This is a genomic window from Pedobacter caeni (genome assembly GCF_900129215.1).
In the GTDB taxonomy this organism is placed as follows: Bacteria; Bacteroidota; Bacteroidia; order Sphingobacteriales; family Sphingobacteriaceae; genus Pedobacter; species Pedobacter caeni.
The window spans coordinates 622,873-646,526 of record NZ_FQUQ01000005.1 but is presented as its reverse complement, the minus strand read 5'-3'; the positions used below and the strand labels follow the sequence as shown (position 1 = coordinate 646,526).

Genomic DNA, 23,654 nt, shown 5'->3' with positions numbered 1-23,654 from the left:
ATCTCAAAGAAGTAAGGGCAAAAATTGGAGATTTGGGGACAATATGAAAAAGCCGTTTATGGACCGGAAGAAGGACTGAAGAAAAGAAAGAAAAACTTAGTATAAACCACAATAACAACACAAATGAAAAAATCAATTATTTCTCTTTGCCTGCTTTGCCTGGGCATAAGTTTACATGCACAGGTCAAGAATGTAAAACACGTTGTCCTCATTGGATGTGACGGGTTCGGGGCCTATGCTGTTCCTGAGGCTAAAATGCCCAATCTAAAAAAGCTCATGCAAACCGGGGCATCCAGTCTGGAAGCCAGATCAGTACTCCCCTCTTCAAGTGCAGTAAACTGGGCTTCTATGTTAATGGGAGCCGGACCAACCGAACATGGTTATACCGAATGGGGAAGCAAAACTCCCGAGATTCCTTCGGTTACCACGACTAAATATGGTTTATTCCCCTCTATTTTCAGCGTGATCAGAGATCAGAAACCAAATGCTAAAACCGCAGTCATTTACAGCTGGCCTGGAATTGGCCCGTTGGTAGAGAAAGATGCAATCAGTATTGTAGTTCCTGGGAACGATAAAGACGATTTTTGTGCAGATACTGCAGCAACGATCATAAAAAGAGACAAACCATATTTCACTTTTATCCACCTGGATGAGCCTGATCACACCGGTCATGAGATTGGACACCGTACTCCTGCCTATTACGATCAATTGCAAAAAGTAGATGCGAGAATCGGAAAAATCGTGCAGGCGGTAAAAGATGCCGGTATTGAGAAAGAAACGATCATTATGGTTTCCGCTGATCATGGTGGTACAGGAAAAGGCCACGGAGGGAAGTCATTGGACGAAGTACAAATTCCATGGGTGATCAACGGCCCCGGCATCAAGAAAAATCATCAGATCAAAGATGTGATCATTACCTATGATACTGCAGCTACTATTGCCTGGATTCTGGGACTAAAAACACCACAAAGCTGGCGCGGAAAAGCTGTCGCAGACAGCTTCAGTAAATAGACGATTCCAACAAATAAAAATAATTAAGCATTAAAAAAGGAACAGGTGATCAAATCTCTGTTCCTTTCATTTTTCTAAATGTTTCATTAAACACTTAATTACTACCATGGTAAAGATACCCATCAGCTTATGATCATAATTACCTTTATGAATAGGTCAACATTACCAATCCGGCTTAAAGACCAGCCACTGATCCGGAAGCTTTTTTCTTAAATATTTGAACTCGAATTTATCAGTTCCCATGATCAATGTATCCCCTTTGATTTTGATTTTTTCTTTAATAATAAAAACACCTGCCTGCGGAGAATGACTGGCAAATCCGGCAAAAAAACCATCTTCATTAAGACAATAAAGGCCCATCCTTGCTTTTTTAGGGTCTAAAGAGCCCACTTCTGATGAGTTTGTCTGACTAAACGACCCAACTCTGCCATTGGCATAAAACTTCAACCCTCCGTTTCGCGACCTGATATCTCTGGGCTTACCATCATTATTCATAATCATATGTTGCCCGTCTAATGCCACCGTTAAATAAAAAGAGGCTGTATCAATCATTTGATAGACACTTTCGTTCGTATTGGATTTGAATGGAAACCTATTAATCGGCACCCTAACCATATTGTGGCTATTCCTTGTCGAAAAACAACCGGTCATTAAAACCACAAAGAAAAACACTGGATATCTCAACATCATGAAATTTTATTTACAATTAAAAATACCGAATAATCTGTGACATCTATACGTTTATCAAACGAAAACATGCTCATGGCTTACCATGAAGAAAATTTATTGGGAGTTTTAAACTGACTATATCCTTTCCAATCCCATGACATGTTCTGAAAACCAGCGTCACCAATAAGTCCATGAATCGCAATATCCTGAATCGCATGACGAACATGCTCACTATCCGTTCCAAACCGATAATTCTTATAACCTACAGTCAAAGCTCCTAAACGATATTTGGTACCAGTCTCATTGACATACCCACGTTTATATTTTGCACCATATTCATCCCGGGTATTCACAATAGGAAACTTACCATCAACCTTAATATCCTTATCTTCAATCAACTGATTGTCATAACTTCTATTTCCTGTGAATAAATTAAATCCGAAAGTATAGTCACCAGCAGTTATATTTAGGGCTGCAGTTCTATAACTATCGCCTTTATCTCCCAGGTGCAGATGCTTAATCCCTATTCCCCCGTCATTTTCATACATCGCTCTGAAATTCCCAAAATGCAAACCGATCAAACCGGTTCTTTGGCTAAAGTCATTCATCGCTCCTGTTCCCCTCCAAATATTAGTACCTAGGCTAAATCCATTTTCACCATTGTCATAACCACCCATGAAAGAGGTCCTGAATTCTGTACCTCCTTTACCAAATTCCTGATAATTTCCATAAGACATGATCCCTAATCCGGCACTTATATTCCATTTCCCAGCTTCATACCCGACACTTACATTTGCTCCAATGGCAAAAGTTTTCCCAAAGGCCATAGACGGAGAAAGACTGAAACTAAAGTTCCCGATTTTCATCCCTACAGAAGGTATAAATCCACCAATAAACGCAGTGGATAAGGTTGAACCCAAATGCGCAATACTGGAAAAAGCAGCCCAGGGATTCGCTCCACCTGTGATCCCCCCCATTACGGCACCAGTAAGCATAGACATGCCAAACTGCCCCCAGCTCCAGTTTCCCGTTCTTATTGCTGAGGCTACATAACTCACTCCTCCGGTAATCGCACCAATGATTGCCCCTGCAGCAACAGCAAGCCAGATAATCTCCCCACTGGTATCCGTATACATTAATGGATTGTTCATTACATACCCAAAACGATTAAAATTCTGCGTATTGAAGGGATCCTGGATATAACTATCCGGAGAAAGAAACCGATGAAGTTTAGGATCGTATAAACGACCATTCATGTGGATCAGGCCAACACCCAACAAATGTTCATGCCCCGTAAATCCACGGTCAATAATACCAAAAGCAGCCAGGTTATTTCCAGCTCCATCAGTTAGTTTCATGATATTACCCCATGCATCAAACTGACGTTTCTCTACCACTGCACCCAAATCATTTGTAATCATCACAATACTTCCCAGATGATCACGGTGCAGATAATATAAGTTTTTACTGGTCTGTCCGCTACTGATGACTTCTTTCCAGATTGCCGGTGCATTGTAGGGATCTCCACCAAGGTAAAAAACAAAACTTGTATTCCCTGTTTGCAGATCGTTGGTGATCTCAACACTCCCATCCTCTGCATAATGGCGGCGATACCGGCGAAGTAGTTTATCGGCCTCATCACTTCCATAATACATGTGTGACCTGCTGAGTCCTCCGTTATATTGGAAGCTGATCCGTTCGTGTCCCTGTTCTACAATCTCTACAGGTCCCTTAAATACATTATAACTTACTTGCTGCAAAGCATGATTTTGATAATAAGTATCTGCAGTAGTATTCAGTGCCAGCTCCGTCTGTTTATAACCATTACCATCATAGGAATAAGTGCCTAACTGACTGTTTACAGTTATGCGGCCACGGTTATCATAAGTCTGATTATTGTTCCCATTATTATCATTAAAGCCAGTGAGGCGATTCAGGTTATCATAAGTAAAACTTTCGTTCCAATTAAAGGCACTATTGCTACGGGTGTTCAAATTCCCCCTTTGTCCATCAAAACTATAGCCCAGGTTCATCAGCGTGGTACTTCCGGCTACCTGCTCCAGCCTTCGTTGTTGTGGAAATCCATTGGGATCATATTGAAAATTGGTTTTCAGTGCAGTTCCCTGCAACACGGCACTCAGCCTCCCCTTCTCATCAAGGGCATTTACTTTCCACAAGACCTGCCCTGTTCCCTGCAAAGTGGTTTGAAAAAGTTCACCATTCTGATATGCCAGCTCTATAGTCTTCTGAACGGTGATGTTGTTCGACTTATTCTTTGCTTCATAACGCTCTGTATTAATGCGCCCAAAATCATCATAAGTATAACCTTTCACAAAACTGGCGTGCAGGTTATCTTCAACTGTACTGCTCAAACGCTTATAACTATCATAATTATAGGTATAGGATGTATTGTTTCCATCCGAATTGGTGAGAGACATACTCGTTAACAGTCGGTTTGTCACATCATAACTGTAAACATATCTCAAATTGGTGTTGTCCCCGATTATTTTCTTTTCTGTTAACTTTCCGGAACTATCAAAGGTATATGCTGTGCTTCCTTTTGGCGAAATCTCCTTCTTTAACTGGCCAAATCCATCATACTGATATTCATAAACGCCAGCCGAAGGGTCCGTCAGTCTTGTTTTTCGTCCCCAGCCATCCTGCTCAATACTCTGAACAACCCCACCATAATTGACATTTTTCAAGGCTCCATTCGCAAAATAGCTGTAGTTTATAGTTCCCCCAGGATCCTGAAGAACTACTGTTTGTCCAAGTGCATCCAGGGTCGTCGTGACGCTTTTTACACCATCATTTACCGTAGTATTCTGCCCGCTATAACTGATATTGGTTATCTTACCGGTATAACTTGTCAGTTTATTTGGCCGCCCATATTCATCAAAAGCAGTATAACTCCACTGTGTATAATTTCCCGGCTGTTCAAATTGGCTTTCAGCGACCTGCCTTCCGTAAACATCAAACTTCCAGGCCTGGCCAACATGCTCCCCCAGAACTGTAGTTTTAAGGCGTTCAATTTTCTGTCCCAGGCTATTAAAAATAGTTATGGTCGACTGACCTTCTGCATCGTCTTCCATAATCATGGTCATGCCTGCACCTTGATTATAGGTCACCGTTCTGTTTTTATTCAGATAGTTTGTTGTGGTCAGCCGGCGTCCCCAACTATCATGCGAATATTTCTCTGTTAACGAGTAGGGATTTTTGACCTCCAGCAAGTCGCCCGTCGCATAATTATATTGAAAATCGACACTCACCCCATCATTATCCGTGTCCTGTATTTTAAACCTTCCTGAAGGATCATATTTCATTGAAATCTGACGTTGTGCTCCATCAGGCGCAATAATGGTCTTCTTTGTTATATTCCCAAAGGCGTCATAAATCAAATTTTCGGTTAATGCTGGTGTATTATTTCCCCTTTTGATGATTTGCGTAGGCAGGTATCCGGTATAAGTATAATCCTCCTGACTGGTAAAAGTATCAGATCCATTACTCAATGTACTTTTTGAAGTCAGTAATCTGCCAATATGATAACCAGTCCCGGGACTATTTTCGTAGGTAATATCTACTGTTTTAGTTCCGGCAGCAGCAAATTTATTGATCGTTCTGATATTATTATAATAGGCATCATACGACATAGTTTGGGTTTCGTAGCTATTTTTCAACATATCTTTGGAAGCAGAGGCGACGGGTATATTAACAAAAACTTTTGAAGCTAAGATTTGCGTGCTATAGGCCTGATCATTCCTGCTCATGTAATCGTTGATGGATGCTCCATCTGCTATGCCCGATACCGGCGGAGGATTACTTAAGGCCATATCCTTTACAGCCGGGTTAATGTAACTCGATTTTGCGGTAAAGTTTCTAACCATCGCGCCTCTTAACTGGGGATTATGAATACTAATATTAAATACCCTGTTTATATCGCCATTATTCACATGCCAGTTGCTTCGGGTAAACTCTCCAAAACCCAAAAAACCCAGCCCACCGGCATGGCTAACTGCTTTTGCATAGCCAAATACCTGAATCAATTGCTCTTCTCCAAAATTTCGGCTCAGCTTATTCACCACGCTCATTGCAGGCGCATTATGCAAATCAATATATGGATAAACCTGATTGTACCCGCTTTGGTATAAAGGAATATCAACCATTCCCGCATCAGGCATGAGTCCCTTATACTGGATAGAATGGTTTATCCCATCATGAGCAATGCCACTCAGCTGCGCCTCTATTCTGAAATCCTTTTGAAACCTGAACAGAGATATCGCATTGTCGCTCATAAATCCAAATTCAAGTCTTGGATTGAGCTTATCAGGGTTCAGAAAAATAGGAATAGGATAATGTTTCAGATTGGTATATGCAGCGGTAGAACTCCCCGACGAAAATGTTGGCTGATAAGCAGAAGTAACTCCTGAATTATGATATACAGATACGTTAGCTGTTCCAAAATTAGTATTGTTCCTGGTGGTAGTCAGGGAAGATATGACATCAGTCTTCCCGTCTCCGTCTACATCATTTGTAATCAGGTAATACTGATTCATTTCGGTCCCGTTCCAGGACCCGCTGGAATTACTGAATGGCTGATATTGCTCATGTTTTACAAAAGATTTACCTGTAGACATGAAAGTAGCAAAAAGGTTATTATTGCCCGTAGAGAACATGATGTCCACTTTCCCATCACCATTATAATCACCCAGAAGAGAAAGCTGAGTTTGCGAAATACGGCTATCGGTTGTTTGCCAAAGGAGTTCAAGCGCATTATTACTGTTCATAGAATACAAGTGCATTTCTCCGTTTTTCACATGGAGGATGTCTGTTTTCCCATCACCGTTAAAATCCCCAGTGAAAAGTTTTTGTCCGACAGCGTATGATGTCGACAATGCTCCCAAACTGGCAACATAATTTGATGTTACCCGTCTATCCATATTTATGAAATATGCAGAAGATCCAAGATCACTTTGAATTGGTACACAATATGCAGGTGAAGCATCTTCATTGAGATAATCACTTGTGGTCACCCAGGCATAGTTTATACCCACCAGATCGGTTAGTCCATCCCCATTAAAATCTCCTGAAATAAAATCGAATGTGAAAGGGTGTTGTTTAGTTTGCCAGGTGCAGACGGAGGAATACTGAGGGCCAAAGAGCCCCGGAGTCCATTCTTTGCTATATTGAAAATGCACCGGTGCTATCGAACCCGAAGAAAGCACCTCAAATTTGAAATTAGTGTAGTCTGATCCCTTTACTACAATCATCCCCTGGCCTGCCAAAATTTTGTGCTCTGCACTTAACCAGGTTGTTGGAAATATATTTAAAAAACTGCCTGTATTCACCTCATAACCCAACTGCATATCCGGACTCCCTGCTGCCAGATCATAAAAGGCCCAGAATTTATTTTTCGATGTGGGGTAAAGCAGGAAATCCATGGAACCATTCCCTGTAAAGTCGCTGGTAACAAGCTGTGAATTATTACTGGCAATCCCGGAAACGCTTAGGTCCGAGATCCTGCTGACGGCAATCACGTCGCTTGTCGCATTATAACTAAAGTTGATCGGCATAAAAGACTTGCTTTCTGTACCGTCAAACTCCTGCACAGAAGCAAGACGCTGATAATTAAGCGTTCCCATAGCACTATAAGTCAGTTTATAGTTTCTGAAATTCACTCCATTTGCGACTACCGATATTTTATTCAATATAGAATTTTTATATAATGCCGTTCCTGCCATGTAAACCTGCTCTGGCCGGTTAGCGACCCCATAACTAAAATTGACCTGATTGATGGATGCCGCGGCACCCAGTCCTCCATAACTGATCTGCGAAATGGATAAGCCGTTATAACTTTGCAGGTAACTATAAGTAATTCTTGCTCCCAAAGGGTTTTCACTATAAGAGATGGCATAATCAGCTGGGGTTCTGGAATTTGCGTTGAGGCCATAAAAGGCTTTAGAACCATCGGGAAACCAAACTTCAAAATATTCAGGGCCATAGTTTGCCCCATAAGGAGAAACTCCCTTTGAAATCACCTTTACGTTGGAATAGCTTTCAGTCTGATACTCCGTCCCATTGGCACCATAAACACCGCTTTTTAGCAGCAATCGTTGTCCGTCCAATGCAAAGCGGTCATCAGAATTAAAGTTGACAGCACCAACCCGGTCGTCATGGAATTGCGTAGCAGATATTCTGGTAATGGAAGAGAGTCCCGAAATGTTCCAACCGAATCCGGCAATCCCGTTTCCCGACTGACTGCTATAGGAAAGAGATAACTGAGGGACACTATTTCCCAGACCTGGTGGCAACGTTAATGGTACAGAGAATAACGCAGCGCCTGTTGCTGAAACATCCAGTGATGAATTTGTCCGCCCTACATCCATAGATGCAGCGGCAGTTGCTACTACCGCCGCGGCAGGTGTGGGCAAGGAACCTGTTAAAGCATCACTGGCTTTACTACCTACAGCCAGGAGCTCCGAACTATGTCTGGGAACTGCACCTTTGACCACCACAATTCCTTTTGAGAGCTGCAATGTATCGGCTTTTCTTTTTTGGAGGGTATCAATTTGTGTAGCAACAGAAATCCGGATGCTAAAAACAAATAAGAGCAAGGTCATTACCAGAGGATATTTCATGCGAAAGGAATTATTTTATTAAAAACAGGGTCAGATTTTGATCAGTTTAACCGATTCGGTTTTTGAATCGGAGTAATACCCAACAAGAATATAAACACCCGGAGGAAGTTTGAGGAATGAAATCTGTGTTTCCCGATGGCCAGGTTCATACCTGGCACTAAAAACTTTATTTCCTGCTACGTTAAAAACTTCTATACTTTTTAAAAAAATCTTTTCAGTGGTCTGCCAGGTTACGTTTAAGGATTCGCTGAGGGGGTTGGGATAAACTTTAATGGATCTGGCGGTGGCAAACCCGTCATCTTTCTGGTCTTCTTTAGCTGTGCTGAGCATCTTTGCTGCAGTGGCTAGATCATTAGCAGTTTTGCAATTGGCACAAACCCACTTTCTTTCGGTCTGGTTTCCGGAAGCATCATAGCTAAAGGTTAATTTCTGTGCAAATGAGGAATTTGCAAAACTAACCATAAACAATGTAGCCAGAATAAAATAGAGTTTATTCATAACTTTAAAAGCGTAATTAGTTGAAGTAAAATTATTTACAATTAAATCTACTGATAAATAATATGATACTCAAAGAATAATTTTACTTTTTTTATACGAAAGAGAAATAAAATTGATAAATATGCGAAATTCAATATCATAACGCATAATCAAATCGCGCTATAGATATCAGGAATTTATAGCTTTTTAAGATGTTAATGCTGTTCCAGAAAATCAGCATAAAAGTCGGGTACAGCACTTTTCCTGATCCCTGCTATTGTTTCAGCTATTGGATAGTCCACTTTGCGAATAACAGGAACTACAGCTGTTACACCCTGCTCTTTTTTATGATTTTCTATATTCAGCTGAAGGTAACAAGCCTTACGGTCTTGCTCCTTAGAACGGCCTACAGATCCGGCATTGATCATCAGCTTAGCTACTCCACCACCGGATATGGACCTGATAAAGGAGAGGTGTGTATGCCCAGATATCATGATATCTATATCATGATCATCTAGCATTTTAATTAATGCGGCTTCCTCATGGTTTTCATAAATATATTCCTCATTACTCTCCGGACTTCCATGAACGAGCAGGATCGAAACTGAATCGATAGACAACCTAATACTGGCAGGCAAACCGGCAAGAAAGGCTTTGTGATCCGGATCAATCGTTGATTTGGTATGATTAATCGTGTTTAGCCTTGCTTCCTGTTCTTCTTTACTATGTTTGCTCAAAGGAAATACCGGATGATCAAAGGCAATGCGCTCATCATGATTCCCCATAATGGTCGGGATTCCCTTGCTACGGATCAATTCGATCACTTCATTATTCCAGGGAGCCCCATCTGTGAGATCGCCCAGGCAATAAATCTGATCTGCATTAAATAAGGCGACATCATCAAGCACAGCCTTCAATGCGGGGAAATTCCCATGGATATCACTAATAATCGCTATTCTCATTGCTCATTTCTAATCTTACGTACAAATCCCGCCAACTCTCTCGTATAATTATCGAGTAAAATTGCGGAACGCCTGATTCCATCTATGGTCATTTTCAGGTCTTCTTCAGAATCGATATGGTGTTCAAATAAGTCCGATAAACCCAGTATTTGTACTACTGGCTGCCTTACTTCATGAGAAATCTTGTACAGCATTTCCTCCATTGCTTTTATTTGTTCCTCTCTCTCCTTTTCTTCTTTAGCTTTCCGTTCAGAGATCAAAGTTCTTAAAGAGAGGTATTGAACGGGTTTTCCGTCCTGATCTTTTATCGGAACAATCACACTATCCACCCAATAATAAGAACCATCTTTAGCGCGGTTTTTAATTTCTCCATGCCATACCTTCCCCTTACTGATCGTCTTCCACATATTTTTCAGAAAATCGTTAGGATGATAGCCCGAGTTGATGATCCTGTGGTTTTGTCCGATCAGCTCCTCAGCACTAAACTTTGAAACCTCACAAAATCGCTTATTCACATGAATAATTTCTCCATTGGTATCTGTAATAGAGGAAATTATACTGGTATCAACGGCCTGCTGATAGGCCATTAAAAGCGGAAGTAATCTCTCCTTTGAGCCCCCTTCTGTATATTCAATTCCCGTCCTAAATATGCCCATAAGCATGCAAAGCTACGTTTTATGGGTCTTTTAGCAGATAAAAATTGTGTTTATCTGGTTTCGAACTTCAAAATTTCTACAGAATTGAAGCCTTTCTTTGAATAGAATTTGATGACATTTTCGATCACAATTTAAAGGATAGCGGAACTTTCCGAAGGAAATACAAGCAGGGGGAGCTTTAGGTGGCCGGCCATTTTTTTGGTCCGGCTACCTTCAAATATACGCTGGATGAAATGGTGTTTGCGATGCACCATAGCCAGGAGGTCAATTGTCACATGTTCTGTCAGCCAGTTCAGTCCATCATCCACATCCATATCTTTAACATGGCGGTAGTAAATTTTAGGATAGTTAACCTTACAGGTCACTTCATTCAGGAAGGCATCAGTCTTCTCCTGATCAAGGCCATGATCAATACCTGCCGGAGTAATGTGGACAATCAAAATTTCGGCATTAAATGCATGGGCAAAAATACTAAGCGTATGAATCAGTGCAATATCCCCTTTACTCAGATCGGTAGCAAATGCCATCTTTCGGATTCCTTTAAATACCGTGCCTGGCGGAACCAGTAAAATCGGAAAATGAGCGTGGTCCATCAGGTCCCTGCTGCTGCTGCCCAGGAAAAAATGGCGTAAGAGCCCCGCGCCTGAAGTTCCCATCACCACCAGATTTGCTTTCTCCCGATCAACCATGAGCTTGATCACCTCCGTTACCGATCCTATTTCCGCCGCATAATGAACCGGAGGCTGATCGGTATCGGGATGAACCGGGGGACCAGCTTTTGTTTCCAGTTCAACAGACAACTTTTTTAATTCCTCATTCGCCTCTTTCTGAAGGCCGGAATAATCCATTATTGGCCAGACTACCTGTTGCCCCATAGGGCTTTCTACCGGCAAAGTAATGGCATAACATAACTTCAGACTTGCTTTTATACCTTTTCCAAGTTGCAAAGCATAATAGGCAGCGTTATTGGCGGCAGGAGAAAAATCAGTTGGGATCAGAATCGTTTTCATTGGAATGGCTTTTATGTAATGACAACATAAAGATCCTGAAATTGTTACGTTAAACAAATGACAATCATCACTTTAAAAGCTGACCACAAACAAAAATCCCGTTTCCAAAAAAACCAACAAGGCCATTGAAAACGGGATTTAATTATAATTAAAACGACTAAAATACAGGTTCAGCTTCTACCTGAAAATCTTCATCCCTCAGGTAAACCACTTCCATGCTTTTTTCGTAGTTCGTAGATTTTTTAGAGAAAAAATCATGTTGAGTGGTGTCCCCGTTTAAACCATTCAACACAATGGAATTCACGGATTTTACTTCAAACAGCTCTTCAAAACCTAAGTTCATCATGGCCTTATTCGCATTGTAACGCACATATTCTTTTACATCTGCAGTGAGTCCCACTTCAGTATATAACTCGTCGGTATACTTCAATTCATTTTCATAAAGTTCCATCAGCAATTTAACCAGCTCTTCCTTACTTTTCTCCGGGTTAGGAAGCTTTTTAAAGACGTCCTGAGCTAACAAACCTACAAATACACCATGAATGGATTCATCCGCTACGATTTTCTTGATGATGTCTGCACTCGCCACCATTTGCCCTTGTCCGGCCAACCATAAAGGCATAAAGAAACCACTGTAAAACAGGAAGGACTCCAACAATACAGATGCCGCCAATCCCATAAACAAGGTCTCATCGCTTACTTTATTCGCATCCAGGTTTCTGTAGTACTTATCGATTGTTGCTGCTTTAAACTGCAATAGTTTATTGCTTTCTACCCATTCAAACAACTCGTTGATCTCTGCGGTGCTGTTTACCGTAGTAAATATGGTTGAATAAGACTTTGCATGAATGGCTTCCATCATACACATAAAAGAAAGCACTGCTTTATTTTGCAAACCATCAATATGATCCAGCAATTTAGGCATTCCGGTATGGCTTTGCAGGGTGTCCAGCAAAGTTAAACCACCAAGTGCTCTTTTATAAGCTTCCTGAATTTCAGGACTCAGAGACTTCCAGCTGTCGATATCTTTAGAAGGAATATACTCTGTATCTACCCAAAACTGACGCAGGTTCTGCTCCCAGAACATGCCGGCATAATCATTCTCAGGGGTATTCCAGTTTACTGCTTTATATTGATTCATCTATATTAATATTATAAGGTAATTGATCTTCCCGCAGTCTAAACCGAGCAGGAAACACATTCATCAATGGAGGCTTTCCGCGTCCGGGTATAATACAAGGATTTAAGCCCCATTTTATGCGCATAGATATAATACTTGGCGATATCGCGGGTACTGTCTTTCGTATTGGTATGTAAAATGGTAGAGATTCCCTGATCTACATGTTTCTGAATTACAGAAATCAGTTTCAATACATTCTTCTGGTCCATATCATAGGCAGATTTATAGAAGAAGTAATTGTCGTTATCCAGGTAAGGCATCGGATAATAGGTAGTACTATCGCCATATTCTCTCACTTCGATCACATCCACAACCGGCATCACAGAGGCTGTCGCATTCATGATATAGGAAGTAGATTGGTTAGGCGCAATGGCAAGTCTGTAGGCATGATACAAACCATGTGCTTTCACCTCGTTCATCAACGCGGTCCAGTCGGCCACTGTAGGAATGTCCATTCCTTCAAATAATTTTGCAATTTTATCATTTACCGGAGCAATGTCTTTGATCAGGTATTGTGCAAAGTAATTTCCGTTTGCGTACTCTGACTCCTCAAAACCTACAAAAGTTTCTTTTTTCTCCCTGGCGATCTCCATAGAGCTCTGGATAGAGTAGAAATTGACCATCATAAAGAACACATTACAGAAATCAAGGGCTTCCTTGCTTTCATACATAATGAAATTCTTAGCCAGAAAACCGTGTAAGTTCATGGCACCAAGGCCTACACTGTGTAACTCTTTATTGGCTTTCTGTACCGAAGGCACCATTGCAATATTGGTGATGTCAGAAACAATGGTTAAAGAACGCATTGCAGTTGAAACCGCCTCTTTTACCCTTTTGTTCTCCATTACCGTAGCAATATTCAGGGAACCAAGGTTACAGGAAATCCCATAACGGATCTGGTCTTCTTTTCCATAGATCTCAATATCAGAAACCTCGGATACCTGCATGATCTCTGTACAAAGGTTTGAAAACTTGATGTTCCCGATTTCTTTCAGGGCATGTCCTTTATTGGCATTGCCTTTAAAGAAAAGGTATGGATAACCACTCTCCTTTTGCGTCTGCGCGATTTTCACCATCAGGTGACGGGCATTGATTTTCTTTTTCTTTACCAAAGGATTGGTCACAAGTTCTTCGTACATCTCATTCATATCCAGTTCATCCAGATATTTGCCATACTGTTTGTATACCGTATGCGGATAGAACAGATAACAGGCCTCATCAAGTTCTGCCAGTTCCATAAACTTATCAGGAACAATCACTCCGATAGATAAGGATTTGATCCTTACTTTCTCATCTACATTGATCTTTTTGCAATCCAGGAACTCTTCAATATCTGTATGGAAAATGTTCAGGTAAACCGCTCCGGCTCCGGGACGTTGCCCAAGCTGATTGGCATAAGAGAAGGTATCCTCCAGAATTTTCATAATCGGCAATACTCCACCTGCACGTCCTTCCACGTCTTTGATGGACTCTCCTCTTGCACGCACTTTAGAGATGTTAAAAGAAACACCACCACCGATCGAAGAAAGTTTCATCGCTGAATCGATGGCGTAACCGATTCCATTCAGGTTATCCCCGATTTCATCCAGGAAGCAGGAAACCAGTTCTCCCGAACGTTTTTTACCAGAGTTCAGGAAGGTAGGTGTTGCCGGCTGATACTCCTGATTGATCAGCATTTCTGCGTATTCTTTGGCACGGAGCACATCACCCCTGCCCAGGAACAAAGACACTGCAACTACGCGGTCTTCATAGCGTTCCAGGAATTTCTCACCGCTATCGTCTCTGAGTGCATAACTCTGAAAGAATTTAAAAGCGCTCATGAACGACTGGAACCTGAATTTCTTTGCATAAACCAGGTCATATACTTCTTCCATCTGCTCAAAACTGTACCACTGATAGAAATCGATGTAATATTCCTGTTCGATCAGGTAATCGATTTTCTCTTTTAACGTATAAAAGAAAACTGTGTTTTTGTTTACATAGTCCAGGAAATAAGAACGAACGGCTTCTTTATCTTTGTGGAGGCTGAATTCGTCGTCTTTCTTCACCATGATCTCGTTGTTCAACAAGATCCATTTTTTAGTTACCATATCTTTAGCCTTCTATATTTTCTATAAATTTTTGAATGTCATCTCCTGTACCGGAAAGCTCAAACTGCAGGAGTACCGGCAGTTGAAAAAGTGCAGAGATTTTTTTTGCTGCCAGGGCATAGTTAGGACCCCAGTTTTTGTTCCCACTGGAAGAAATTGATTTGATAGAGCCACTGTTCTCTTCCAGAAAACGCATCGTCGAAGCAGGTACTTCTCCAAATCCGGTGGTATAGGTAATCAGGTGTCCCTCTTCCAGAGGTAAAGAGATCTGATCAATCTTTTGAATCTTCCAGTCCCGATGTAACTTCAGGCGGTTCACAAAACGCTCCACATTGCCGGTCTTGCTATCGTAATAAATCCAGGTCATGAGGCAGGCAATAAAATCAATCTAAACTGCTGCCAATGCAGACAATTCTTCCGGCTTAAAACCAATCACTCTTGAAAGCTCCTGCTCCTGTTCCAGCAGGATTACTGTAGGTACAGAACGTACCCTGAATTGCATCGCCAGTTCAGGCTGATTGAAAGGATTGATCGTTTCATAAACCACCCCTTTTCTGTCCAGATATTCAGAGACCATATTACATGGGCTACAATCGTCTTTTTCGAATTTGATTATTCTTTTAGTACTCATTTCTTAGGAATTAATGTTATTTCAGCCCTCTAACCGAGGTTTTAGTAGGATTCAAAAATGCAAAATATTGTTTAGACTGGTTCTAAACGTTATCCACACCGGTGGAAAACCCAGCATAAATTATGACGGATACTTTACCAAAAAAAGGGCTGAAATGAGTACACTTAGTACAGGTTGTTTTGTAAGCTGTTAGTATAAAGAATATTGAAAAAAAAAGGAGCAACATGGGCAGCACCCGAGTCTTTAATCCCGGGTGTTTAAAAGTTTAATTGTTCAGGGAATTGTTCCCTTTTTCAGAATGAATCTTAATCATTCTTATTCTGTCTCTTCGAGATAGATCTCATGTACCAGAAACTTAATTTTCTCCATCTTTTCCAGCAGGTCTTCCACATCTTCAGAATGGATATGGTGGATGAGGTCGCCTGTTTCCGGCATTTCAGAATTGGGAATTAATTCAAAAGCTTCGATTGAACCTCTCAGGTTGAGGTTTACCAATTTGATATAATTTACGCCATTAGCGATCCAGTCTTTAAGAATATCGGCATCAAACTCTACATACCCTGCGATGGTTTCCTTTTTCATGGCGTAAATCTAAACATAATATCAGTTTTTCAAACAGGCTGCCATAGGGTTGTCAGTCTGCACTTATAATTTAGCCTTCAAAACAAATGATAAGGAAACCATTATCAGCATGCCTATTGCAAAAAACAATGAACAAACTGATGCCCGCTTGATCACCATTAAACTGAGCTTGCGAACTCTTGAGAACCATTGAGATCAACAAAAAACAAAAAAACAAGTATATTCCAATGAAAAAATTAGACCTTACCAAACAGTACAAAGACTATTACACCGCCACAAATGAGCCTCAACTGATCCACACTGCAGAAGTCCGTTATTTGTCTATCGCAGGGATTGGCGACCCGGATGGGCAACCATATGCAGACAATCTACAAGCATTATACTCCCTGGCTTATGCCATTAAATTTAAATATAAAGCCCTGGATAAAGATTTCACCGTAGCGAAGCTGGAAGGGCTCTGGAGTTTTGACGATAAAAAGTACACTCAGACCAGCATGACAGATGCCCCTGTCAAGATACCAAGAAGCGAATGGTCTTACAGAATGCTGATCCGGATTCCTGAATTTGTTACCTTAGAACAAATAGACGCCGCAAGACAGCAAGTCTTCGATAAGAAACAGTTGTTATTGGTTAAGGAGGTTGAACTTTACACCATGACCGAAGGAAAATCGGTTCAGATGTTACATATTGGCCCGTTCGACAAGGAGCCGGAGACTTTAGCAAAAATCCTGAAATTCACAACCGATCATGGATTACAAAAAAACGGGTTACATCATGAGATCTACCTTTCTGATTTCAGAAAAACAGCCCCTGAAAAGTTAAAAACAATTTTAAGGGAACCAGTAAAATGACCTTGCTTTTAACCCGGTCAGGGCGCGATAATGGTGAACAGATAAACAGCAAATATGACCAGCAAGACCACTCCCTGCAAAATATTAGTCCGCCCTGTGGCCAATGAAAGCATAATGGTAAACTGAGAAAGCAGCAATAAGACCGTCGACTTCATGTCGATTCCCAGTGTGATCGTCATTCCTGTAACCATGGAAACGATCGCAACTGCGGGAATGGTCAAACCAATACTTGCCAGTGCCGAGCCCAGGGCCAGATTAAGACTCGTTTGCAAACGGTTCTTACGGGCTGCCCTGTACGCGGCTAAACCCTCTGGTAAAAGCACAACAGCAGCAATGATTACCCCTACCAAAGATTTTGGAGCTCCGGCTTTCAGTACTGCATTTTCAATATCCGGTGCCAACGCTTTTGCCAGCAAAACCACTACTCCCAGACAAACCAATAACAACAAAGTACTGAGTAAAGCCACTTTTTTACCTGGTGGATCAGCATGGATGTCTTCATTTCCATCTGCTTCAGGAGGAAGGAAAAAATCACGGTGCCTGATGGCCTGTACCAAAACAAAAGTTCCATATAAAACCAGGGAAATAATGGCAACAAACCCCAACTGCACCGGGCTATACTCCGGTCCCTGAATAGTGGTGGTATAATTAGGAAGAATTAAAGTCAGTACCATAATGGCTGTCAGGGTAACTAAAGCCGCACTCACTCCCTGTAAACTAAAAACCTGCTCCTTGTATTTCGCCCCTCCAACCAATAGACAAACACCGATGATTCCGGTAAGGATAATCATCACTGCCGCCAGCACGGTATCCCGGGCAAGCGCTGCAGTATCGGGCCCTCCGGTTAGCATCAGGGATACGATCAGCGCAACCTCAATAACGGTAATGGCCAGGGCTAACAATAAGGTTCCATAAGGCTCACCAACCTGATGTGCTACAACTTCAGCATGATGAACAGCGGCCAGGACACCTCCAATCAGTCCTATAGCAAGTACAATAGTATAAAGGTTTCCCAGATCCAGAGACATGCCAAAATAGGCAATCCAGGCTAAAACAGGGGCAGCGATGGTCCATAAAGGAAGAGGTAGCTTTTTCTTCATGGGTAGAATATATTAATTTACAACGGTTAAACCTAGAAATATTTCAAAAAGCAGGTATTTATACCTGTTTCTGTATTCAGGTATTTCCGCGCTAAGCCATCTGGTTAACCCCGGGTAACTTAGCGCCATAAAAATAACGCAATCTCACAGAAACAACTCAATTTCATGTTACCAGTATCAGACCACCTTCCAACAGACAGCTTAAACCTCCGGATCATCAGTGAGGGATTATTTCAGCCCATACTTCAACTTAATCTGACAAAAAACAGTTCCGGTAATCTTTGCGGAATTGCAAACCTGACCTTAAAGGAATTGGGTAGGGTATCGGATTTTTGTTTCAGGGTTCATGGAAATTATAAAACCATTCCTCATTCCACAAGAATACTGGTTAAGCTCAAAGGAGATATTTCCATCCATAAAACCAGCAAAAACCAACTCAGTATTGATATGGAAATGGATAAAGAATGGACAACAGGTATTGCCACTTATCAGTATCAGATAAGGGCTGCAAACATCATCAGGAATGCGACGGTATCCAGTGTCCTCTTCACCCAGACGCAATTCAAAACACAAAAATATTCGCTCTCTTTTTATTAACCCTAACCAGTTTAGTGCTTTTTAAACTACCAGGCATTCCCCGTCTGGTAGTTTTTTTGTTTCAGGATTTCTGCAAAGCAAATCCATGTAAACATCAGTCAGGAACATCACAAAATCAGGTAATTTTAAGTGTAAACAGCCATCCGTACTCAGGTTCCTCTCCTATGCTACGATAACTTTAACCTGTCTCCGACCTTTAAAATCACCTGTACTATCTGATAATTGAAAGCTAAAGAAAAGAGATAATATATTATATTTAAGTTTTCTTTCAGACTTTATTATATGCACTCAACTCCGGAGATCTCTTCACAGACACCTCACCAGACCTATTTTGATGGTGGCGGTGAAATGGGTGCACTTACCCGCGATTACGACTGGTCTAAAACTGTTTTAGGCCCTCCGGAACAGTGGTCTCAAAGCTTGCTGACTACCATAGGTATCATGCTAAAATCCCGTTTCCCAATGTTTCTGTGGTGGGGAACCGAGTTGATTCAATTTTATAACGATGCTTACCGTCCGAGCCTTGGTAATGAAGGTAAACATCCAAAAGCATTGGGCCAGCAGGGAGAAGAATGCTGGCCTGAAATCTGGCCGGTCATTAAGCCTTTAATTGATCAGGTACTTTCTGGCGGAGAATCCACCTGGAGCGAAGATCAACTGATTCCGATTTACCGGAACAATCGTCTGGAAGATGTTTACTGGACTTTTAGTTACAGCAAAGTAAACGATGCTCCGGGAAAACCGGGTGGAGTTCTGGTCATCTGCTCTGAAACTACCGAAAAGGTAAATACCATGCGGAAGATCGAAAATACCATTAGCGAACTGGCAGAAAGTGAGTCCAGGCTGAGGTTTATGCTGGCAGATGCACCGGTGGCCATTGCCTTATTTACCGGAAGAGCACTCATCATTGAGGCTGCAAACAAAAAAGTACTGGAAGTCTGGGGCAAAGGTGAAGAGGTGATCGGAAAACCACTCCATATTGCCGTTCCGGAATTAAAGGATCAGCCATTTTTTCAAATACTTGACGATGTATTTACGACCGGACAATCCTTTCATGGAAACGAAGTCAAGGCCATGTTAGAACTCAACCATAAGCTGGAAGAAGTCTATTCCAATTTTGTCTATCAACCTTTAAAAAATGTAAACGGAGAAACTACAGGAATCGTGCTTGTAGCCAATGTCATCACCGAGCAGGTGATTGCCAGAAAAAAAGTGGAACAGGCAGAAGAAATGCTGCGTTTATCGATCGAAGCCGCCAATGTAGGCACCTGGCATATGGATGTGGATACCCGTAAGTTTAGCCCATCTTCCAGGATGAAAGAACTCTATGGATTTGATCCGGAGGAGGAAGTATCCTATGATGACATTACCAATCAGATTCCCGAAGAATACAGGAACAAAGTGAGGCTTGCTGTAGAACAGGCTATTGCGAGCGGAGAAAGCTACAGCATTGAACATCCTGTTACCGGATACCATGATCAGACCTCAAGATGGGTCAGAGCTTTAGGTAAACTGTATCCGGACACTGCCGGACATCCCGCTCATTTTTCAGGATTAACGCTCGACATTACAGAACAAAAGCAAGATGAGATGCGTAAAAATGATTTTATTGGAATGGTCAGTCATGAGCTAAAAACCCCGCTTACCTCATTGAATGGTTACCTGCAGCTGCTCATCGCCAGAATGAAGAAAAGCGAAGACACTTTTACAACCGGCTCTTTAGAAAAAGCCCATGCTCAGGTAAAGAAAATGAGTACCATGATCAATGGTTTTCTGAACATCTCCCGCCTGGAATCGGGAAAAATCCATCTGGATATGGAGACTTTCGATCTCGATCAGCTGATCAGGGAAATTATAGAGGAAACAAAACCAACCTTACAACACCATAGCCTTACTTTATCCCCCTGCCATCCGGTCAGCATCCATGCAGACCGTGAAAAGATCGGATCAGTGATCTCCAACTTGTTAAGCAATGCCATAAAATACTCTCCAAAAGGTAAGAAAATAGAAGTCAACTGTCAGATCAAAGGAGAGATCGCTGAAGTAAGTGTTAAAGATGAAGGAATGGGGATTAAGCCGCTGGCGCTTGAAAAACTGTTCGAACGTTTCTATAGGGTAGAAACCAAGCATACGCAGAACATCTCAGGATTTGGAATTGGTTTATACCTGTGTTCGGAGATTTTACTCCATCATGGAGGCAAAATTTGGGTGAAGAGTGAAATTGGTGTGGGTTCAACTTTTTACTTTAGTCTGCCCCTGGCCCCTTAACTTCCACTCTCCTACCCTTATTTAAAAAAATTATGGATTCAGTTTAAATTCCACGCGACGGTTTAAAGCTTTTCCTTCTTCAGTCGTATTCGGTGTGATAGGATTCGCAGCACCATGACCTTTGATCATCAGGTTACCACCATTAATACCAGCATTTACCAGATAAGATTTCACAGAATTTGCCCTATCCACTGATAATGACATATTGTGTTCCGGTGTACCTTCCGCAGAAGAATGACCATTTAAAGTCAGTTTTGCTCCTGGTTCTTTTTTCATTTCTCTAACCACCTGATCCAAAACCTCAAAAGAAGCCGTTTTTAATACATCAGAGTTAAACTCAAATTGTACATTGCTAAAAGTAAAGCTTGCTTTCTCTTCAGGAGCAGGAGTTGCTTTCTCTTCTACAGGAGGTTTTTCAACTGGTTTCTCTTGTACCGGAGGAGCTTTTGTTTCTACAGGAGGTGTAGGTTTTGCGGCTAATTTTTTCGTTTTACAAGCCTGCATCGAAAGGGTCAACAGCCCAATCGCGACGATCAGTGTTCGGGTTCTTAGGATTTTCATTTATGTTTTTGTGTTTGTTAAAAATAGAAATATTTATCCGATGATTAAACATTAAAACGGATTAGTTACGAAAATAGTGTCAGTCGCAACAAAAGGATTCAACAGGAGCCTGCTCTTACCAGTAGCCATGCCATCCCTGGCCATCGCATTATGGTACAAAAAGCCCATAGAAAACCCGACATTCCAGGCGAAAAAAGATTAGCGGGGGAATTACTGTCTGTTGAAAGAATTCAGTGTCGCTGTTTTCCAACGGATATAACCAAGCTTATCACATTGGGCTGCAACCTCAACAATGGCATGTTCGGGCACATCATTAACGATCTTCCAACGAATGGTATACTTGCTGTTATAACTGATATAAATCACCACATCCTCAAAGAGTGGCTCCATATTGTCTAAATCTTTTAAATGATTATCCTGAAGTTCTTTTGCCAGACGGCTCAGTCTTTCATTCATCACTTTAGCTAAAGGCGCGGCCGGTTTAACATCCGGTTCTATAATTGGGACTACGGTTATGGTCATATCGCTGGTTCAATCTGGGATCTCATCTACAATTAAAGGCAAATCATAAATCATGCCTATAATCCAAAATACTACAAATATTAGCAAATGTAACTAAACTATCCTATATAAAGAAGCTTTGTAAATTTTCGTCGCCAAAATTTCGTCTTTAATTGATCACACAGCCCCAAAAGTCAAACTGAAACAAAAATTATTTGTTTATCATGACAAAACAAAATAAACTTTTGAGAATATATAAAGACATTTATTCCGGAATAGTTTTAAAACGCCATATTTGCATAATAAATAATCACAAACAAAAACAAAACCTATGATGAAGAAATCAATCCTTACCTGCCTGGTATTTGCTGCCGCGCTGGGTACTGCATCCGCACAATTCAAATTAAACAGCAAAGCCATTGGGGCTGTTGGAAAAGGGGTTAAAGCCGCCACTTTTAGTGACGAAGATGCAGCGAAACTATCAAAAGAAGCTGTTGATTGGATGGATGCACACAACACGGTTGCCGGTCCGAAAGACGCCTATACCATCAGGTTAAATAAGATCTTCGACAAACATAAAAATGAAGATGGTCTAAACCTGAACTATAAAGTATATAAAGTGGTTGATATCAATGCTTTTGCCTGTGCAGATGGAAGCGTTCGTGTATTTTCTGCCCTGATGGACAAGATGACGGATGAAGAGTTATTAGCGATCATTGGCCACGAAATAGGTCACGTTAAAAATCACGATAGCCGTGATGCCATGCGTTCTGCTTATAAACGTGCAGCGATTTCTGATGCGGCATCGTCTCAATCAGGTGTAGTAAACAGCCTGTCTCAAAGCCAGTTGGGTGATCTTGCAAATGCAATCCTGGAATCCAGCTACAGCCGTAAGCAGGAAACAGAAGCAGATAACTTTGGTTATGACTTCCTTAAAAAACACAATTATAATGTAATGGCCATGTCCAGTGCCTTCAAAAAGCTACAGGCTTTAGGTAGCGGCGATAAACAAAGTACCATGCAGAAAATGATGAGCTCGCACCCGGATAGTGGTAAACGTGCAGAAGAAGTAGAGAAAAAAGCTAAAAAAGATGGTTTGGTAAAAGGAAACTAAAACCAATGCCTATAAAAAAGCCAGCTTGAATAAAGCTGGCTTTTTTTGTATCAGATCTTATTATTTACTGAGTCACTATTTCATTAGGGCAATATTTATTGGGGTACTATTTATTGGGGCGTATAAATCCCATAGAAAATGCAGTACCTGTTCCCAGCAACGCTCCTGCAGCCACATCCGTAGGATAATGTACCCCTAAATACAAACGGGAGAAACTCACAGATCCTGCCCACAAATAAGCAGGTGCAATCACGTACCATTTAGGATAAGCATGAGATAAGGCTGTAGCTGTAGTAAAGGCAGTTGAAGTATGTCCTGATGGAAAAGAATAATGTGAAGGCTGATAAACGGCATTGATCTTCACCAGTCCGTTAAATGGTCTTGGCCGTTTAATCACCTTTTTAAGGAAAAGCGTAGCAAGTACGTTTACTGCAGAGGCGCTGGCCACATATAAAGCATTCTGACGCATCTCTTTATCATTGGTGATTATTCCTCCAGCCAATAAACCTACCGGAACTCCTATATTAACTACATCATTGTGTTTAGACAGGAACATAAAAAAGCCGGTTTTCTCCGGAGTTCTATGTTCAGAAAGGTTAATTAAAATTTTATCATCCAGCCGCTGCATTGCATTTTGTCCAAAAACACTGGAAGGCAAAGCAAAGCACAAACTCAGCTGAAATATGAATATATACTTAAGAAATAGGGTTCTTCTGGTTCTCATGCCGTAAATTTACATTTTATTTTATTTAAACCTAT

The 23,654-nt window shown here is 41.3% G+C and carries 21 protein-coding genes; 6 read left to right on the top strand and 15 right to left on the bottom strand.

Features of this window, described 5'->3' with window-relative positions; translation table 11 throughout:
* Positions 1 to 123: 123 nt before the first annotated feature.
* Entirely contained in the window at positions 124 to 1,011 is an 888-nt protein-coding gene (locus tag BUC20_RS26740; RefSeq protein ID WP_073235453.1) for an alkaline phosphatase family protein, read from the top strand.
* A 162-nt stretch (positions 1,012 to 1,173) separates the two neighbouring features.
* On the opposite strand, the gene BUC20_RS26735 is transcribed toward BUC20_RS26740, so the two are convergent.
* The 11 genes from BUC20_RS26735 to BUC20_RS26685 form a co-directional block, all read right to left on the bottom strand.
* Positions 1,174 to 1,512 carry a hypothetical protein gene (locus BUC20_RS26735; RefSeq protein ID WP_143166930.1) on the bottom strand — a complete coding sequence of 113 codons (339 nt, stop codon included), beginning with the start codon at positions 1,510 to 1,512 and terminating at the stop codon, positions 1,174 to 1,176.
* Between the two features lie 266 nt (positions 1,513 to 1,778).
* Entirely contained in the window at positions 1,779 to 8,315 is a 6,537-nt protein-coding gene (locus tag BUC20_RS26730) for a polymorphic toxin type 23 domain-containing protein (protein WP_073235448.1), read from the bottom strand.
* Between the two features lie 30 nt (positions 8,316 to 8,345).
* Entirely contained in the window at positions 8,346 to 8,813 is a 468-nt protein-coding gene (locus BUC20_RS26725) for a T9SS type A sorting domain-containing protein (protein ID WP_073235445.1), read from the bottom strand.
* A 194-nt stretch (positions 8,814 to 9,007) separates the two neighbouring features.
* Complete coding sequence (locus BUC20_RS26720; RefSeq protein WP_073235442.1) at positions 9,008 to 9,754, bottom strand: metallophosphoesterase family protein; 747 nt, start codon at positions 9,752 to 9,754, stop codon at positions 9,008 to 9,010.
* On the bottom strand, positions 9,751 to 10,410 hold the full coding sequence (locus BUC20_RS26715) for a PAS domain-containing protein (RefSeq protein WP_159441166.1): 660 nt from the start codon (positions 10,408 to 10,410) through the stop codon (positions 9,751 to 9,753). Before BUC20_RS26715 ends, BUC20_RS26720 begins: the two co-directional genes overlap by 4 nt.
* Positions 10,411 to 10,541: 131 nt before the next feature.
* Entirely contained in the window at positions 10,542 to 11,420 is an 879-nt protein-coding gene (locus BUC20_RS26710) for a universal stress protein (protein WP_073235439.1), read from the bottom strand.
* A 157-nt stretch (positions 11,421 to 11,577) separates the two neighbouring features.
* The gene (gene nrdF / locus BUC20_RS26705) at positions 11,578 to 12,561 is read right to left on the bottom strand and encodes a class 1b ribonucleoside-diphosphate reductase subunit beta (RefSeq protein WP_073235436.1); all 984 of its coding nucleotides are present in this window, start codon (positions 12,559 to 12,561) and stop codon (positions 11,578 to 11,580) included.
* A 38-nt stretch (positions 12,562 to 12,599) separates the two neighbouring features.
* Complete coding sequence (nrdE, locus tag BUC20_RS26700; protein ID WP_073235433.1) at positions 12,600 to 14,690, bottom strand: class 1b ribonucleoside-diphosphate reductase subunit alpha; 2,091 nt, start codon at positions 14,688 to 14,690, stop codon at positions 12,600 to 12,602.
* A 4-nt stretch (positions 14,691 to 14,694) separates the two neighbouring features.
* Positions 14,695 to 15,057: a class Ib ribonucleoside-diphosphate reductase assembly flavoprotein NrdI gene (nrdI, locus tag BUC20_RS26695; protein WP_073235431.1), complete on the bottom strand. Its 363-nt coding sequence runs from the start codon at positions 15,055 to 15,057 to the stop codon at positions 14,695 to 14,697.
* Positions 15,058 to 15,078: 21 nt separating this feature from the next.
* Positions 15,079 to 15,321, bottom strand: coding sequence for a thioredoxin family protein (locus tag BUC20_RS26690; protein ID WP_069380902.1), 243 nt, complete (start codon positions 15,319 to 15,321; stop codon positions 15,079 to 15,081).
* Between the two features lie 315 nt (positions 15,322 to 15,636).
* Complete coding sequence (locus BUC20_RS26685) at positions 15,637 to 15,903, bottom strand: hypothetical protein (RefSeq protein ID WP_073235428.1); 267 nt, start codon at positions 15,901 to 15,903, stop codon at positions 15,637 to 15,639.
* A gap of 227 nt (positions 15,904 to 16,130) precedes the next feature.
* Between BUC20_RS26685 and BUC20_RS26680 the strand changes: the two genes are divergently transcribed.
* Positions 16,131 to 16,754, top strand: a complete 624-nt coding sequence (locus BUC20_RS26680) for a GyrI-like domain-containing protein (protein ID WP_073235728.1) — start codon at positions 16,131 to 16,133, stop codon at positions 16,752 to 16,754.
* A gap of 17 nt (positions 16,755 to 16,771) precedes the next feature.
* Here the strand turns inward: BUC20_RS26680 and BUC20_RS26675 are convergent, their stop codons facing one another.
* Positions 16,772 to 17,854 (bottom strand): calcium:cation antiporter, encoded by a 1,083-nt coding sequence (locus BUC20_RS26675; protein WP_073235425.1) that lies wholly within the window; start codon positions 17,852 to 17,854, stop codon positions 16,772 to 16,774.
* A 165-nt stretch (positions 17,855 to 18,019) separates the two neighbouring features.
* On the opposite strand from BUC20_RS26675, the gene BUC20_RS26670 reads away from it, so the two are divergent.
* Positions 18,020 to 18,451, top strand: coding sequence for a DUF1842 domain-containing protein (locus BUC20_RS26670; protein ID WP_073235423.1), 432 nt, complete (start codon positions 18,020 to 18,022; stop codon positions 18,449 to 18,451).
* Between the two features lie 282 nt (positions 18,452 to 18,733).
* A complete protein-coding gene (locus BUC20_RS26665; RefSeq protein ID WP_073235420.1) occupies positions 18,734 to 20,719 on the top strand; it encodes an ATP-binding protein in 1,986 nt (661 codons plus the stop codon).
* A gap of 30 nt (positions 20,720 to 20,749) precedes the next feature.
* Here BUC20_RS26665 and BUC20_RS26660 read toward each other — a convergent pair whose 3' ends face one another.
* Positions 20,750 to 21,280 carry an OmpA family protein gene (locus BUC20_RS26660; protein ID WP_073235417.1) on the bottom strand — a complete coding sequence of 177 codons (531 nt, stop codon included), beginning with the start codon at positions 21,278 to 21,280 and terminating at the stop codon, positions 20,750 to 20,752.
* A gap of 76 nt (positions 21,281 to 21,356) precedes the next feature.
* Here BUC20_RS26660 and BUC20_RS34330 point away from each other — a divergent pair, with 76 nt between their 5' ends.
* Positions 21,357 to 21,482, top strand: coding sequence for a hypothetical protein (locus BUC20_RS34330; protein WP_262497438.1), 126 nt, complete (start codon positions 21,357 to 21,359; stop codon positions 21,480 to 21,482).
* 8 nt (positions 21,483 to 21,490) lie between these two features.
* Here the strand turns inward: BUC20_RS34330 and BUC20_RS26655 are convergent, their stop codons facing one another.
* Positions 21,491 to 21,802, bottom strand: coding sequence for a hypothetical protein (locus BUC20_RS26655; RefSeq protein ID WP_073235414.1), 312 nt, complete (start codon positions 21,800 to 21,802; stop codon positions 21,491 to 21,493).
* 310 nt (positions 21,803 to 22,112) lie between these two features.
* Here BUC20_RS26655 and BUC20_RS26650 point away from each other — a divergent pair, with 310 nt between their 5' ends.
* Positions 22,113 to 22,895 (top strand): M48 family metallopeptidase, encoded by a 783-nt coding sequence (locus BUC20_RS26650; RefSeq protein WP_200801044.1) that lies wholly within the window; start codon positions 22,113 to 22,115, stop codon positions 22,893 to 22,895.
* A 106-nt stretch (positions 22,896 to 23,001) separates the two neighbouring features.
* Here BUC20_RS26650 and BUC20_RS26645 read toward each other — a convergent pair whose 3' ends face one another.
* The gene (locus tag BUC20_RS26645; RefSeq protein WP_073235411.1) at positions 23,002 to 23,619 is read right to left on the bottom strand and encodes a phosphatase PAP2 family protein; all 618 of its coding nucleotides are present in this window, start codon (positions 23,617 to 23,619) and stop codon (positions 23,002 to 23,004) included.
* Between the last annotated feature and the right edge of the window lie 35 nt (positions 23,620 to 23,654).

Bases quoted from the DNA above. Each gene is read 5' to 3' on its own strand.
- BUC20_RS26740 (WP_073235453.1), top strand. From the start codon at position 124: ATGAAAAAATCAATTATTTCTCTTTGCCTGCTTTGCCTGGGCATAAGT.
- BUC20_RS26735 (WP_143166930.1), bottom strand. From the start codon at position 1,512: ATGATTATGAATAATGATGGTAAGCCCAGAGATATCAGGTCGCGAAAC.
- BUC20_RS26730 (WP_073235448.1), bottom strand. From the start codon at position 8,315: ATGAAATATCCTCTGGTAATGACCTTGCTCTTATTTGTTTTTAGCATC.
- BUC20_RS26725 (WP_073235445.1), bottom strand. From the start codon at position 8,813: ATGAATAAACTCTATTTTATTCTGGCTACATTGTTTATGGTTAGTTTT.
- BUC20_RS26720 (WP_073235442.1), bottom strand. From the start codon at position 9,754: ATGAGAATAGCGATTATTAGTGATATCCATGGGAATTTCCCCGCATTG.
- BUC20_RS26715 (WP_159441166.1), bottom strand. From the start codon at position 10,410: ATGGGCATATTTAGGACGGGAATTGAATATACAGAAGGGGGCTCAAAG.
- BUC20_RS26710 (WP_073235439.1), bottom strand. From the start codon at position 11,420: ATGAAAACGATTCTGATCCCAACTGATTTTTCTCCTGCCGCCAATAAC.
- nrdF (WP_073235436.1), bottom strand. From the start codon at position 12,561: ATGAATCAATATAAAGCAGTAAACTGGAATACCCCTGAGAATGATTAT.
- nrdE (WP_073235433.1), bottom strand. From the start codon at position 14,690: ATGGTAACTAAAAAATGGATCTTGTTGAACAACGAGATCATGGTGAAG.
- nrdI (WP_073235431.1), bottom strand. From the start codon at position 15,057: ATGACCTGGATTTATTACGATAGCAAGACCGGCAATGTGGAGCGTTTT.
- BUC20_RS26690 (WP_069380902.1), bottom strand. From the start codon at position 15,321: ATGAGTACTAAAAGAATAATCAAATTCGAAAAAGACGATTGTAGCCCA.
- BUC20_RS26685 (WP_073235428.1), bottom strand. From the start codon at position 15,903: ATGAAAAAGGAAACCATCGCAGGGTATGTAGAGTTTGATGCCGATATT.
- BUC20_RS26680 (WP_073235728.1), top strand. From the start codon at position 16,131: ATGAAAAAATTAGACCTTACCAAACAGTACAAAGACTATTACACCGCC.
- BUC20_RS26675 (WP_073235425.1), bottom strand. From the start codon at position 17,854: ATGAAGAAAAAGCTACCTCTTCCTTTATGGACCATCGCTGCCCCTGTT.
- BUC20_RS26670 (WP_073235423.1), top strand. From the start codon at position 18,020: ATGTTACCAGTATCAGACCACCTTCCAACAGACAGCTTAAACCTCCGG.
- BUC20_RS26665 (WP_073235420.1), top strand. From the start codon at position 18,734: ATGCACTCAACTCCGGAGATCTCTTCACAGACACCTCACCAGACCTAT.
- BUC20_RS26660 (WP_073235417.1), bottom strand. From the start codon at position 21,280: ATGAAAATCCTAAGAACCCGAACACTGATCGTCGCGATTGGGCTGTTG.
- BUC20_RS26655 (WP_073235414.1), bottom strand. From the start codon at position 21,802: ATGACCATAACCGTAGTCCCAATTATAGAACCGGATGTTAAACCGGCC.
- BUC20_RS26650 (WP_200801044.1), top strand. From the start codon at position 22,113: ATGATGAAGAAATCAATCCTTACCTGCCTGGTATTTGCTGCCGCGCTG.
- BUC20_RS26645 (WP_073235411.1), bottom strand. From the start codon at position 23,619: ATGAGAACCAGAAGAACCCTATTTCTTAAGTATATATTCATATTTCAG.